The organism is Pseudohongiella sp. SYSU M77423 (assembly GCF_029911965.1).
Lineage (GTDB): Bacteria > Pseudomonadota > Gammaproteobacteria > Pseudomonadales > Pseudohongiellaceae > Pseudohongiella.
Window position 1 is genome coordinate 791,565 of the sequence record NZ_JARYTH010000001.1, and the last position, 12,991, is coordinate 804,555.

At 56.8% G+C, this 12,991-nt stretch carries 12 protein-coding genes; 3 read left to right on the top strand and 9 right to left on the bottom strand.

Annotated features, from left to right (window positions below; all coding sequences use genetic code 11):
• Nucleotide 1: 1 nt before the first annotated feature.
• From rfaP to glnE, 5 genes are read right to left on the bottom strand one after another with little or no spacing between them, the layout of a single operon-like run.
• Nucleotides 2-1,564, bottom strand: a complete 1,563-nt coding sequence (gene rfaP, locus QGM61_RS03385; RefSeq protein WP_281131938.1) for a lipopolysaccharide core heptose(I) kinase RfaP — start codon at nt 1,562-1,564, stop codon at nt 2-4.
• Nucleotides 1,561-2,685 carry a glycosyltransferase family 4 protein gene (locus QGM61_RS03390; protein WP_281131940.1) on the bottom strand — a complete coding sequence of 375 codons (1,125 nt, stop codon included), beginning with the start codon at nt 2,683-2,685 and terminating at the stop codon, nt 1,561-1,563. The genes rfaP and QGM61_RS03390 overlap by 4 nt, the downstream gene beginning before the upstream one ends.
• Nucleotides 2,686-2,693: 8 nt before the next feature.
• A complete protein-coding gene (gene waaC, locus QGM61_RS03395) occupies nt 2,694-3,773 on the bottom strand; it encodes a lipopolysaccharide heptosyltransferase I (RefSeq protein ID WP_281131942.1) in 1,080 nt (359 codons plus the stop codon).
• Complete coding sequence (gene waaF / locus QGM61_RS03400; RefSeq protein WP_317622127.1) at nt 3,761-4,831, bottom strand: lipopolysaccharide heptosyltransferase II; 1,071 nt, start codon at nt 4,829-4,831, stop codon at nt 3,761-3,763. The genes waaC and waaF overlap by 13 nt, the downstream gene beginning before the upstream one ends.
• The gene (gene glnE / locus QGM61_RS03405) at nt 4,828-7,848 is read right to left on the bottom strand and encodes a bifunctional [glutamate--ammonia ligase]-adenylyl-L-tyrosine phosphorylase/[glutamate--ammonia-ligase] adenylyltransferase (RefSeq protein ID WP_281131944.1); all 3,021 of its coding nucleotides are present in this window, start codon (nt 7,846-7,848) and stop codon (nt 4,828-4,830) included. The genes waaF and glnE overlap by 4 nt, the downstream gene beginning before the upstream one ends.
• Nucleotides 7,849-7,947: 99 nt before the next feature.
• Here glnE and QGM61_RS03410 point away from each other — a divergent pair, with 99 nt between their 5' ends.
• Nucleotides 7,948-9,873, top strand: a complete 1,926-nt coding sequence (locus QGM61_RS03410; protein WP_281132071.1) for an ATP-binding cassette domain-containing protein — start codon at nt 7,948-7,950, stop codon at nt 9,871-9,873.
• A 24-nt stretch (nt 9,874-9,897) separates the two neighbouring features.
• Here QGM61_RS03410 and QGM61_RS03415 read toward each other — a convergent pair whose 3' ends face one another.
• From QGM61_RS03415 to QGM61_RS03425, 3 genes are read right to left on the bottom strand one after another with little or no spacing between them, the layout of a single operon-like run.
• Nucleotides 9,898-10,218, bottom strand: a complete 321-nt coding sequence (locus QGM61_RS03415; RefSeq protein ID WP_237132799.1) for a YbjQ family protein — start codon at nt 10,216-10,218, stop codon at nt 9,898-9,900.
• Nucleotides 10,215-10,694 (bottom strand): DUF4880 domain-containing protein, encoded by a 480-nt coding sequence (locus QGM61_RS03420; RefSeq protein WP_281131947.1) that lies wholly within the window; start codon nt 10,692-10,694, stop codon nt 10,215-10,217. The genes QGM61_RS03415 and QGM61_RS03420 overlap by 4 nt, the downstream gene beginning before the upstream one ends.
• Entirely contained in the window at nt 10,681-11,229 is a 549-nt protein-coding gene (locus QGM61_RS03425) for an RNA polymerase sigma factor (RefSeq protein WP_281131949.1), read from the bottom strand. The genes QGM61_RS03420 and QGM61_RS03425 overlap by 14 nt, the downstream gene beginning before the upstream one ends.
• Before the next feature lie 189 nt (nt 11,230-11,418).
• Between QGM61_RS03425 and QGM61_RS03430 the strand changes: the two genes are divergently transcribed.
• Both QGM61_RS03430 and QGM61_RS03435 read left to right on the top strand, forming a co-directional pair.
• Nucleotides 11,419-12,324 (top strand): DUF1295 domain-containing protein, encoded by a 906-nt coding sequence (locus QGM61_RS03430; protein ID WP_281131951.1) that lies wholly within the window; start codon nt 11,419-11,421, stop codon nt 12,322-12,324.
• Between the two features lie 5 nt (nt 12,325-12,329).
• Nucleotides 12,330-12,515 (top strand): hypothetical protein, encoded by a 186-nt coding sequence (locus QGM61_RS03435; protein WP_281131953.1) that lies wholly within the window; start codon nt 12,330-12,332, stop codon nt 12,513-12,515.
• 27 nt (nt 12,516-12,542) lie between these two features.
• Here the strand turns inward: QGM61_RS03435 and QGM61_RS03440 are convergent, their stop codons facing one another.
• Complete coding sequence (locus QGM61_RS03440; RefSeq protein WP_237132794.1) at nt 12,543-12,923, bottom strand: VOC family protein; 381 nt, start codon at nt 12,921-12,923, stop codon at nt 12,543-12,545.
• Nucleotides 12,924-12,991 lie beyond the last annotated feature (68 nt).

Sequence of the window (12,991 nt, forward strand, 5' to 3'; positions counted from 1 at the left end):
ATCAATCGGCCTTGTTTAATGTAATCGAAGCACCAAGCTGCGAACGGACGGCCTGCTGCTCGGTGGGTTTATCGCGCCAGTTGGCAAGAAATCTTTCCACATCTCGTTCAAAATACCGGTGAAAACGCGTCGTCAGCCCTTCGCGCCGCATCGCATCCAGATCCAGTGTGATCAGCTTGCCGCCCTGCTCATCCTGATGATACAGAAAATTGCTCGCTTTCATATCGCCGTGGATCATCCGGTACTGTTTCATCGTCGCAAAAAGACGTCGGAACTGCCGCAACACGTCCGTCCACACTTCGCACTCCACATCCTGTGACAGCATGGAAAGTAAGTCCGTACCCTCCGAAATCTCAGTGACAAAGTAGGCAACGCCCCGCAGCGGACCCCAGCGATGTTCCAGCATCAGAACCGGCCTGGGTGTGTTCAGTCCCATCTGCTGCAGCCAGTGCGCGTTTCGCCAGCAGTACCACGCGCGACTTGGCCGAAACAGGCGCCGCAGCAGGTAGCCCGGATTGCGCAGATTATACCGCTTAACCACACAGGTTTTGCCACCCAATGGCAGGCTCACGACTGTCGTTGAGTCACCATCTTTAAGGAGTCTGCCTTCAGCAATCGCTGCGTCAGGATCAGCAATGAACTGCTGAAGAGCGGCGCAGTCACCGCTGCGATGAAACAGCGCTACTCGCCCGAAGTCCTGCTGCCGGGCAATGTCCGGCCCATCGCGGTAGAGCGTAGATACCATCCGGCGCAATGGTTTCAGCCGGTCCCGGCGGGCGACGCGCCCTGCCTTGATCATGACCTGGCGCCAGAAATCAGCGTCTCCGCGAAGCACCTGTGCTGGTGACTGTCCGGTGTAATCGCGAATAAAGCGAAAGCAGTCTGTGCGGCTTAGCCCCGCGGGCTCACTCGAAAAATACAGTCCAGCAATATCCTTGACGATCCAGCGCCTGGACAGCGCAGGACGGATCAGAGCGCGATGCAGATCAATGACTGACAGGACCGGTGCGGCGTCGGTAGCCACGCTGCCGTCCATACGGCAGCTCAGCAGAAAATGGCACAGATAAAAATCCCGGTGACACATACCACTGCTGTGCATGCGACGCGCGATCTCAGCAACTGCACTGATCAATTGCCAGCGGTAGTGACGCGGCGGGCGGTCATTGGCCCATTGTTCGCAATAGGTCTCCAGACTGATGCTTGGTGCAATTTCGTCTGTGATCAGAAATGATTCGCGCTGTGCCGGGTTTGCGCCACGCTCCCCAAAAGCCGCCACTTTCATGGTAGGCACACCCAGTTCGGTCAGATGAGTGATGGCCTGCCATTCAGTACGCGCGCCGATGATTGGCATACGCAAGGTCAACAGGTTCTTGAGTATCTCTGCCCAGCCGACTCCCTGATGAATCTTGGCGAAATAAGCGTGACCATTCACCTCGAATCGCAAAGTCCGTCGCCCGGGCGCCTGACGGTAAATGTCGCCCTGTAAATTCATAGCCTGGGTGAAGACTTCCCTGTCACCCAGGTGCAATCGCATATCCTCGCGCATCTGCAGGTTCTGCTTCATACTGGCACCTGCTCCAGCCTCGCCGCCGACTCGATGATTGCCAGAGCGGTATCCGCCATTCCGAACACGTCGACCTTGTCTACATATGCCAGCCCGTTGCTGCGCCAGTTATGTCGGTCGGAGGAGATGAGCATTTCGTGCAGTCGGGCATTCAGATCCTTTTGCCGAAACGGCGACGGGCAGACCTGGCCGGCGCCAGCCTGACGCACATGGAATGCATATCCACAGGCATCGGTGGTCAATACCGGCATGCCATTGATGATAGCCTCTATTATGGTGTACCCGGCACTTTCATAGTGAGCCGGATTCAGGTAAAGATCACAGGCGGCGAAAAACCTGGGAACGTCGTCACGACCACCCAGAAACTCCACTCGGTCACCAATCCCGAGGCGACGGGCCAGGCGTCGATACTTTGTAGTACGACCCTGGCCAATGACCAGAAGTCGAGCCCGCTGCCGGAGTGCCGCTGGTAGCGCCGCCAGCGCACGAATCGAACGATCCAGCCCTTTGACACGAAATCCGGAGCCGACCTGAAGAACTAACAGTTCGTTCGGGGTACGCTGGTACTGATCGCGAACTGCAGTGCGGACGGCTTCAGTGTCGTCGCCAGGCAAGCGGTCACGGCTGATACCCGGGGGCAGCATGTGCAATCTGTCTTCACAGCCGGGATAGTGCGCGGTGAAATCTTTTTGCTGTTGCGGCGACAGGATCATGACCTGAGTGCGACGGTCGGCACCAAAGACCGCCTGCTCATAGCGAAGGAAGTGCTGATAGCGTGGCAGGTAACGGCTGATAAAGCGATTCTCCCGGCGCATCCTTTCCGCAAAACAGGGATCAGCGGCGAAATGAACATCCAGTCCCGGCATTTTGCTGAAGCCCACCACCACATCATAGGACTGTTTCTTCAAGGCCGCCTGGGTCCACTCGGTATAACGTTGATACAGAACATGCCGACTGATTGCAGACACGGGGACCAGATGTCTCACAATACCGTCTGGAACATCGCCCTGCCAGGACAGGCAGTAGACATCGACCTGGTGACCAGCCTCGAGACACCTCAACGCAATGCGCATAAAGTCGCGCTGCTGCCCGCCGTAAGGATAGTACTTATAAATGAGCATGGCGATTTTCACGGCTGCTCACCCTGCGTATCCGCTTCCGTGATCATGCGACAAAGATGAGAGAAAACCATGTCAGGCGCCAGCGATCGGTAACACGGCGGCTGCACCTGAAACTCACCCTCTCGCTCAGTTGTGTCAAACAGCGGTTGACCACGATAACTGCATTCGCGCCGCATGCAGGGCGAACAGGCCAGGTCTGCCTTCAGGTGCAATTGATGGTAGCCAAACGTTCCTGACAGACCCGGATTGGTGGCTCCATACAGAGAAACCGTTGGTATATTCAGCGCCGCTGCCAGGTGTCCCAGACCAGTATCCACCGCGACTACGCCCTGGCACTGCTGCAGCTGCTGTGCAAGTCCGGTCAGGCTCTGTTTGTCCAGCACAGTGACACCGGTCAGGCCATCAGCGATCGCTTCGGCACGCTCCTGCTCCTGCAGATTGCCCCAGGAAACCCTGACCTCGTATCCTGACGCCACTGCCAGCCGGGCCAGCTCCTGCCAGTACGGCAAGGGCCAGTGTTTGCTCTGCCAGGTTGTGCCATGCAAAAACATCAACGCTGGCCTGTCGCCGGACGCAGGTAACGGGGAACCGGGCTGAATACCGTAGTCGATTGCATCGGGATCAAAGCTATAGCCCATCGCCTGTGCAAAAAGCTGACGCACACGCTGCACAGCATGGCCACCTTTTGGCACTGCCAGACGCTTCTGATAAAGCAGGCTGCTGGCCGGTTCCTTGATGCTGTCCCGGTCAAGGCCGACACGCTGCCCCCTGGCCTGCCAGGCAATCAATGCACTTTTGACCAGACCCTGAGCGTCAATCACAACATCATAGCGCTGTGATTTGAGCTGACGACGAAAACGCCTGTACTCGCCACCGGTCAGTGACTGCCACCAGTTCTTGCGCCACCGGCGAATAGCAACCGGTATCACATCAACAACAGCAGGATGCCAGCCCGGAATCTCCGCAAATGCTTCCTCGACGACCCAGTCTGCCTGCAGGCCGGGAATGGCCTGCATGGCATCAGTAAGGGCCGGCAAGGTGTGGATGACATCACCGAGCGATGAGGTTTTGACAATCAGGATACGCAAGGTTGCATGTCTCCCACTATGATACTGGCGGACAGCCGCTCCAGCGCCTTGATGACGCGTGACGGCTCAAGTTCAGTGAGACAACGTTTGTGTTGCAAAGGGCATTCCCGCTGAAAGCAGGGTCTGCAATCGATGTCAGTATTCAGGATCGCTACCTGGTCAGACAGCGGTGGCGTAAAGTCTGCCGACGTGGAACCGTAAACCGCGACCAGCGGACGATGCAGCGCGGCTGCAATATGCATCAGTCCCGAATCATTGCTGACTACGGCAGTTGCCTGCGACAGTACATCAATGGCCTGATCGAGCGAGGTCTTGCCGGCCAGGTCATGACAGGCGTCACTGCCTGCCAGCGCCGCAATCTCACCCGTCACTGCCTGGTCTTTGGCAGAACCCATCAGCACCACATGCCAGCCTTTGTTGATGTGGTCTCTGGCAACTTCGGCATAGTGCTCACAGGGCCAACGTTTGGCGTCACCAAATTCAGCACCTGGACACAACATCAGTAAACGCTGATCTGGCGGTAAAGCAAACTGTTCACATACCTGTCGGGCCTGCTCCCGCTTTACCTGCAGTTGCGGCACCGGCAATGGATCTGGCAGGTCAGTCGGCAACACCGTGTCTGCCGGTAACGCCAGCGCCACGAACCGCTGCACCATAAGTGGCAGTGCCTGTTTGTCCAGGTCGCGGCAGTCATTTAAAACCCAGCCGCGTTTTTCGCCGCGCCAACCCGTACGCAGGGGAATGCCTGCGAACAGCGGAACCAGTGCGGACTTAAAGGAGTTGGGTAATAGAATGGCCTGGTCATAGCGCTGTTCCGCCAGCTTGCGGCCCAATCGATAGCGCTTGCCCAGACCGACCTCACGATGCGCCAGCGGCAGATCGATTGCCTGATTTACCTGTGGCATACGCGCCAGCAATGGGCGGCTCCAGGCCGGCGCCAGCACGTCGATAACTGCCCCCGGATGACGATGGCGCAACTCAATGAACAGCGACTGCGCCATGACCATATCGCCCACCCAGGAAGGACCAACAATCAGAATGCGTTGTGGCGTACTCACTGAGGTACTCCGGTGGGTGAAGCTTCAGTCGACTTCATATAAGGGGCAAACACCTGCTGCCAGATAGCCGCTACCTGTTCACGCGATTCAGCCAGCGGGGCCAGGGTTGCCTCACACTGCTCTTCACTGAGCTCACTGGCATCGGTCTGCTGCAGGGCAAATTCGTGAAGGGTTGAGCGCAGTGCCAGATAGGCGGCCATCAGGTTCTTAATGGCCTGATCCGACAACAGCTCGCATTGCTCAGCGGACTCCAGTATGCGCATATTGTCCGAATAGCGCGTCAGACCGGCGCAGTCCTGAGACTGCGACAGCACCAGAAATTGAACGATAAACTCAATATCAACGATACCGCCCAACCCCTGCTTGATGACAAAAGCAGGCTGGTTCGCTTTGCGACCCGCTTTACGGGTCAGTTCATCGCGCATTTTTTTGCGCATATTGATCACATCAGCTGCCAGCCTGTCGATGTCTCGCGCTTCGCTCAGCAGCGTGGCACGCAGGCTCTCAAACTGTTCGGCCATGACCATAGAGCCAGCTACTGCTCGCGAGCGCACCAGCGCCTGATGCTCCCAGGTCCAGGCCTCTTTGCGTTGATAGTTTTCAAACGCGGGCAAGGTGGTCACCAGCAATCCGGATTCGCCAGAGGGCCTCAGCCGCATATCGACTTCATACAGCTTGCCGGACATGGTGTGTGTCCCCAGCATGGTAATTACACGTTGCGCCAGGCGTGTGTAGAACTCTCTGCTGTTGATGGATTTCTGCCCTTCCGCAGCAACAGTGTCGTGCTCCAGCGTACCGTCATGCACAAAAACAAGATCCAGGTCCGACAGATAGCTGAGTTCGATACCGCCCAGTTTGCCGTAGGCAATGACAACAAAGTCCATTTCGCCGTGTTTGTCATGGCTGTTGACCGGATAGCCGTGCTTGCGTGTCAGGTGCTGCCAGCACAGTGCCAGCACCTGCTCAAGAATGGCCTCGGCGGTAAATGTCAGATAGTCGCTGACTTTCATTACCGTCATCGAGCCGGTTATCTGTGCGGCCGCCACCTGCAGGGTATGGCATTGCTTGAAGTAGCGCAGGAATTCCATCTGCTCTTCAAAATTTTCTTCGTTGATTCGCATCAGACCCTGCACCAGCTCTTCCTGCAGTGCGGACTTCTCCGGCGGCTGCCGCACCACCGAGAGCAGTTCATCAAGCAGCACCGGATGTTTGCTCATGAAGTCGGCGATGAAGGGACTGGCGGTGCACAGCTGAACGAACTGCCGCATGGCGGAAGGATTTTCTGACAGCAGCACCAGGTAGGCGGTACGCCGGGCGACAGCAGCAACCAGTTTCATCACCCGTTCCAGCCCGAGGCTGGGTGTGTTTTCGTGCGCCAGAGTGGCCAGCAGCAGCGGCATGAAGCGGTTAAAGCGCTGCCGGCTGTCAGCTGGCAAAGTACGGAATACCCGATCCTGGCGAAACTCGCACAGCAACTGCCAGCTGGCCTCTGCCTGCTCGAAGCCCAGATTCTGCAATTCGGTAACGGCGGCCTCGTCACTTAACTCCCGTTGCCACAGCGCCAGCAGTTCGGCGTCATTGACATCGTGACGGGTCGCGTCATCCTCGTCATCAACCTGAATCACGTCTCGGTAATGCTCACGCACGATGGCGCGATGCTGCTCCAGCACATCCAGCAGAGTCGACCATGAGGCGTTTTTCAGGTCAGGCACGCCCATAGCGATGGCCACCCGCAGCTGCTCCTGCTCTAAGCTGGGTAAAGCCTGTGTCTGCTGGTTTGCGAAGCCCTGCAGTTTGTGCTCCAGATCGCGCAGAAAATTGTAGGCATTTCGCAGTGACTGCACGGTCTCTGCTGACAGATACTCGCCGGCCACCAGCGCATCCATGGCCTTGTACAGTGACTCCTGCTGCAGGCGTTTGTCGCGCCCGCCATGCACCATCTGCAGCGCCTGAACAATAAACTCGACTTCACGGATACCGCCGGCGCCCAGCTTGATATCCTGATCCATGCCTTTTTTGCGCACCTGTTTGTTGATCTGAAGTTTCATGGCACGCAGCGACTCAATCGCCGAAAAATCCAGGTAGCGCCGGTAGCTGAAGGGTCGCAGTCGCTGCAGCAACTCCTGGCCGGCCTTGATATCGCCCGCCACGGCGCGTGCCTTGATCATGGCGTAACGCTCCCAGTCACGCCCCTGCGACTGGTAATAGTTCTCCATGGCATCAAAGCTGCACACCAGCACACCTTCGCTGCCATAGGGGCGCAGGCGCATGTCCACCCGGAATACGAAGCCATCCGCTGTGACCGCATCCAGGGCGTCAATCAGCTGCTGGCCCAGTTTCAGGAAGAACTGCTGGCAGGTGATGGGCTCTTTGCCATTCTCAGAAGTGGTCTCGCCAGACTCCGGATAGGCAAACATCAGATCAATATCGGAAGACAGGTTCAGTTCACCTGCCCCCAGCTTGCCCATGCCAATCACCACCATCCGGACAGGTTCGCCGCTGCGCGCACCAATCGGCACGCCGAGCTCGGCAACTGCCTGCTGATAGAGGATCTCCAGAGTCACATCCAGCGCTGCTTCAGCCAGCGTGGACACTTCCGCCGCAGTATCGCGCATGGAGGCCTGCTGGGTGACATCGCGCCATATCAGGCGCAGCATCTGCTGCTGCTGATTCAATCGCAAGCGCTGTTTTAGTGTGTCCATCGACAGGCTCGTGACATCTGTCTCAGACTCTGCCGAAGCCTGCACCGTTTGCACCAGTGTTTGCTGATATTCGTCACCCAGTGGATGGTGCAATGTACCCGAATCCAGTAGCGCCAGCAGTAACTCCGGATGCTGGATGCACACAGTAGCCGCGTAGTCGCTGGCGGCCCAGACCTGGGCCAGCTCGCGCAGCAGGCCCGGCTGATCTTCCAGGCGCTGCAGCAGCGATGAGGGTAGCTTGCCTTCCTGGAAACGCTGCCAGTATCGCTCGAGAACGGGTTTGAGGGCGTCGGGGAGATGATCGGTAATTAGCACAGTAATCCTTTGTTTGGGCCAGGCAGTTAAGTTTATACTGCAGCGCTTCAAATACAAGCCGCGCGCTTGACCAGCGCAGCCTTCACACTGTTGGACATCATGCTGTTATTCAGACTCAACAATCTGTCGCTCGCCTTTGGCGACCACCCACTGCTGGACCAGGTATCGCTGACCATCCACAAAGGGGAGCGTATCGGCATTCTCGGCCCCAATGGCGCGGGTAAGTCCACATTCATGAAGGTTCTGCTGGGCCGCATTCAGGCAGATGGCGGCGAGCTGTGGCGTGCCGAAGGCATCAAGGTCGCCTATCTGGACCAGCAACTGCCGGAGCGTGATGAGCAGACGCTGTACGACTACATTGCTGGCGGTCTGGAAGGCCTGGGCGACCTGCTGCGTCAGTACCACCAGTTGACGCGGGACAGCAACACCGACTTCAGCGATCAGCAGGTGCTGGATCGCATGGCCAGTCTGCAGAAGCAGATAGAACAGGTAGATGGCTGGGCGGTGGAACATCGTATCGAAGCCATGCTGGATGTGCTCAAGCTGCCAGCCGATGCAAAAATGAAAACCCTGTCAGGAGGCAGCCGACGGCGGGCCGCACTGGGCCGCGCGCTGATCGCTGAACCCGACCTGCTAATGCTGGACGAGCCCACCAACCATCTGGACATCCCGACCATTGAGTGGCTGGAGAATACGCTCAATGAATTCCGCGGCGCCGTGTTGGTGATCACCCACGATCGTCAGTTCCTGCAGAGCATCAGCAATCGCATTATCGAGCTGGATCGCGGCCGTCTGCGCAGCTGGGAATATGGCTATGAGCGCTTCCTGGTGTTTCGCGAACAGCAACTGGAAGCAGAAGAAAAAGCCAACCAGGAGTTTGACAAGAAACTCGCTGAGGAAGAGCGCTGGATTCGCCAGGGCATCAAGGCACGACGCACCCGTAACGAAGGGCGTGTCCGGGCACTTAAACAACTGCGTGAAGAGCGCAAACAGCGCCGCGAGCTCAGCGGCCCGGCGCGCATGTCACTGGAACAGGCCGGCAGCTCCGGCAAAATTGTTGTGGAGGCGGAAGACCTGAATCACCGCTTTGGTGATCAGCTTATTCTGAAAAACTTCTCGACCAAAATTCTGCGCGGCGATCGCGTGGGTCTGATTGGCGCCAACGGCAGTGGCAAAACCACGCTGCTGCGCATTCTGCTGGGCGAGATTGTACCCGACAGCGGCAAGGTCAAGCTGGGCACCAACCTGGAGATTCTTTACTTCGACCAGTTGCGCAACCAGCTCGACCTTGAACAGAACATCATCGACTATCTGGCCGAGGGTCGTGAGTTCATCGACATCAATGGCAAGCAGAAACATGTCATTAGCTATCTGCAGGATTTTCTGTTTCCGCCCAAGCGCGTGCGCCAGCCGATCAAGTCCCTTTCCGGCGGGGAGCAGAACCGTCTGATCCTTGCCAAACTGTTCAGCAAACCTGCCAATCTGGTGGTGCTGGACGAACCGACCAACGATCTGGACATGGAAACGCTGGAACTGCTGGAAGAAATTCTGCTGGATTTCAGTGGCACGCTGCTGGTCGTCAGCCACGACCGGAAATTCCTGGACAACGTGGTGACCAGCTCTATCGTTTTTGAAGGTCCTGGCATCGTGAAGGAGTATGTTGGCGGCTATCAGGACTGGCTGGATCAGGGCGGCAAAATGCTGTCCTTCCTGACAGATGAGCGCAAACAGAAGGACACGAAGACACCCACCAGCAATACGGCATCAATCCAAAAAACGGAACAGCGCACCGAACAGAAAACCAATCAGAAAATTGACCGCCAGAAACAGAAAGCACTGGATCAGGTCACGCGGCAGATTGAAAAAACCGAGCAGGAAATCAAGGCCGTTGAAGACAGCATGGCCGAGCCAGGATTCTACGACCAGCCGCAGACTAAAATTCAGCCGACGCTGGATAAAATGGCGGCCCTGCAGGAAAAACTGGATCAGCTGTTTGAGCAATGGCAGGCGCTTGAGGACGAATAACACTCGTCCTCAGCTGCACCTGCTTCAGCTTGCGCCCAGTCTTACCGCTGTTCCGTAAACCAGTATCTCGGCCGCACCGGTCATGATGTAACTGGTTGAAAATCGCACCTCGACAATGGCATCAGCGCCCAGCGCCTGTGCTTCGGCAATCATCCGGTCAATCGACTGCTCGCGCGACTCCGCCATCATTTTGGTGTAGTCGTGTATCTCACCACCAACCAGCATTTTGAGTCCGGCCAGAATGTCGCGACCCACATGACGCGCGCGAATGGTGTTGCCCCGCACGATTCCCAGTGTTTCGGTAACCGGCCGACCGGCTATGCTTGCTGACGTTGCGATGATCATCGTTGAATATCCTTGTATCGTTCGTTTTTGTGCAAAAACAGTCGCTCCCTTATGATCGACACCATCAAAATAGTGCCACCCGCCACCATACTGCCGCCAGCCAGGCGAATCCACAGCGGAATGCTGCTGTCGGTAAACCAGCTGCGCCCAATTTCCCAGGCACCGTAGAACATCAGCACAATGGCACCGATTGAAAACAGGATCCAGCCAATGCCACGCTCTACCCGACGGTATACACCCTGCCAATAGTTATCCCATACTTCGGGTGAGGGTTCTTTGAATCTGCTTGTCACAGTGAGCTCCCGTGTTCGTTTCATGGCTTCGTATTCCTTCTGGAGGGCAGGGTCAGATTCCAGCCAGCGCTGTATTTCAATGCGCTGGGCGTCACTGACCTCGCCGTCCAGTTCAGCCATCAGCCATTGATGGATATTGTCCGCGCTGATTGATGTGTCCCCATTTTTCTCAGGGCTGTTCATCACCATCCTCCTCCAGCAGGCTCCGCAGACGGGCGCGAGCCGTATAAAGCCGCGACATGACCGTACCAATCGGAATATCCAGCAGGCCGGCGATGTCCTTATAAGCATAATCGTGTATGTCTTTCAGGCTGATGATCTCCCTGTCACTGACCGACAGCAGCATCAGGGCCGCATTGACGCGCGCCACCTGTTGCTGTCGCCGCAATTCCTGCTCTGGCTCCCGGCCGGCCTGATCAGCAGCCGTTTCCAGCCAGGCGTCCGCAAAATCCCCGCCCACCTGCGGACGTCGACGCCGGCTGCGCAGGGCATTCATTGCCAGGTTTCTCAACACGGTGTAAAACCAGGGGTAAAACGGCTGTGTCGCATCATACTGACCGATCGATCGCCAGACTCTGGCAAAGGTTTCCTGGGAGACTTCCCGGGCATCATCCTCGTTGCCGAGCAGCGCCAGTGCCTGAAAGTAGGCCGGGCGCATCAGCTGGCCAACCAGCTCTGAGAAGGCGCTTCTATCCCCCGTCTGGCACCGCCTGATCAAGTCCTTTGAAAGTTCCTGTTGCACCTGCATTCGTCTCTGATTGGTTCCTTCTGGATACTACACCGGCCAAACTACTTTATTCGATCTGATAAACTGATTTTGATAAACAGGCGTATATCCGGTTTAAGCGAGCAGATACTCACCCTGCCCGAACAACATGACGCTCGACGAAGACGCTGGAGTATCCTTATGGCAGATCAGCAACAAGACAAACCTGAACACGGCAAACTGTTTTTTTACAGCCTGGTGGCTGCGGCATTTACAGGCCTTATCGCTTTCGCCGGCAGCCAGAACGGCAACACAACCACGATAGCAGGACTGGACGTGCCAATATTGATTTTGTGTGCCGCTATTGCCATGGGCATCAACTGGCTGGTGTTTCTGCCTTCGTATCTGGCCCAGACTGAGCATTACTACGACCTGACTGGCAGCCTGAGCTTTATCACCGTGACGCTGACAACCCTGGTAGTGACCCCCGATCTGGACACCCGCGGCATGTTGCTGGCCGCGCTTATCCTTCTGTGGACTCTGCGCCTGGGCAGTTTTCTCTTCCTGCGCATCAAGAAAGATGGTGCAGACACCCGCTTTGATACCATCAAACCAGTTTTCAGCCGCTTCTTTCTTACCTGGACGCTACAGGGCCTTTGGGTGTTTGTCACCAGCGCTGCCGCACTGGCTGCCATTACCAACGGGATTCGTGAGCCACTGGGCATACTGGCCTGGGTGGGTCTGGCGGTCTGGGTAGTGGGCATGCTGATCGAGATGACCGCAGATATTCAGAAACGACAGTTCAAAGCCAACCCGGATAACAAGGGTCGATTCATTACCTCGGGTATCTGGTCCTGGTCACGGCACCCCAATTACTTCGGTGAAATTACGCTGTGGTTCGGTGTGGCGCTGATCGCACTGCCCGTGCTCAGCGGCTGGCAGTACGCTACATTGATTTCGCCGATCTTTGTCACCGTTCTGCTGACAAAAATCAGCGGTGTGCCATTGCTGGAGAAAAAAGCGGACAAGCGCTGGGGTGACGAGGCCGAGTACCAGGCCTACAAGCAACGCACTTCCGTGCTGATACCGATGCCGCCCAGGGGCTGAACCCCGTGAAGCGGTCTCATCAGATCAAACTGGTGCTGATTGCCTTGCTGGGTCTTTTCATACTCTGGCAGGAAACGAGAGGCGGGGCCGGGCTGGACGACGGTCAAGCTGATGACACCATCATTCCCGTCTCTGGAGAAGTACCCGCCGGCCAAAGTTCAGAGCCTGAGCTCTGGCCGGCGGATAACTGACTGACTAGTGCTAGCTATTCTCTAAAATCACGGAACCCGGTGCATCGCACAGATTTTATTGCCGGCCGGATCCCGGAGATATGCCAGGTAAAGCTTCATCCCGTTACCCTCGCGAATGCCGGGCGGGTCCTCACAGGCAACCCCACCATTTTCCAGCCCCACCTTGTGCCAGGTCTCAACAGCCTCAGGAGATTCCGCCGCGAAGCCAAGTGTGCTGCCATTGCCATGGCTGGCCGGATTGCCATCAAGAGGCTTGGTCAGCGCGAATACACCGGCGCTGGTGCGATAAAAACAGCGTCCTTTCGGATCAATAAAGCCAGGCTTGACGCCCAGCGTGCCCAGAATCGCATCGTAGAATTTTTTTGATTGTTCAATATCGTTGGCACCCAACATGACATGGCTGAACATGGTTGTGTCATTCCTCTTTGATTATCGGATGGAAATTACGCCTGCCACTATACATGAGCGCCCGCTCG

What these genes read in the sequence shown, in the direction of transcription:
- rfaP (WP_281131938.1), bottom strand. Translation starts at nt 1,564, where the DNA reads ATGAAGCAGAACCTGCAGATGCGCGAGGATATGCGATTGCACCTGGGT.
- QGM61_RS03390 (WP_281131940.1), bottom strand. Translation starts at nt 2,685, where the DNA reads ATGCTCATTTATAAGTACTATCCTTACGGCGGGCAGCAGCGCGACTTT.
- QGM61_RS03410 (WP_281132071.1), top strand. Translation starts at nt 7,948, where the DNA reads ATGCTGTTATTCAGACTCAACAATCTGTCGCTCGCCTTTGGCGACCAC.
- QGM61_RS03415 (WP_237132799.1), bottom strand. Translation starts at nt 10,218, where the DNA reads ATGATCATCGCAACGTCAGCAAGCATAGCCGGTCGGCCGGTTACCGAA.
- QGM61_RS03420 (WP_281131947.1), bottom strand. Translation starts at nt 10,694, where the DNA reads ATGAACAGCCCTGAGAAAAATGGGGACACATCAATCAGCGCGGACAAT.
- QGM61_RS03430 (WP_281131951.1), top strand. Translation starts at nt 11,419, where the DNA reads ATGGCAGATCAGCAACAAGACAAACCTGAACACGGCAAACTGTTTTTT.
- QGM61_RS03440 (WP_237132794.1), bottom strand. Translation starts at nt 12,923, where the DNA reads ATGTTCAGCCATGTCATGTTGGGTGCCAACGATATTGAACAATCAAAA.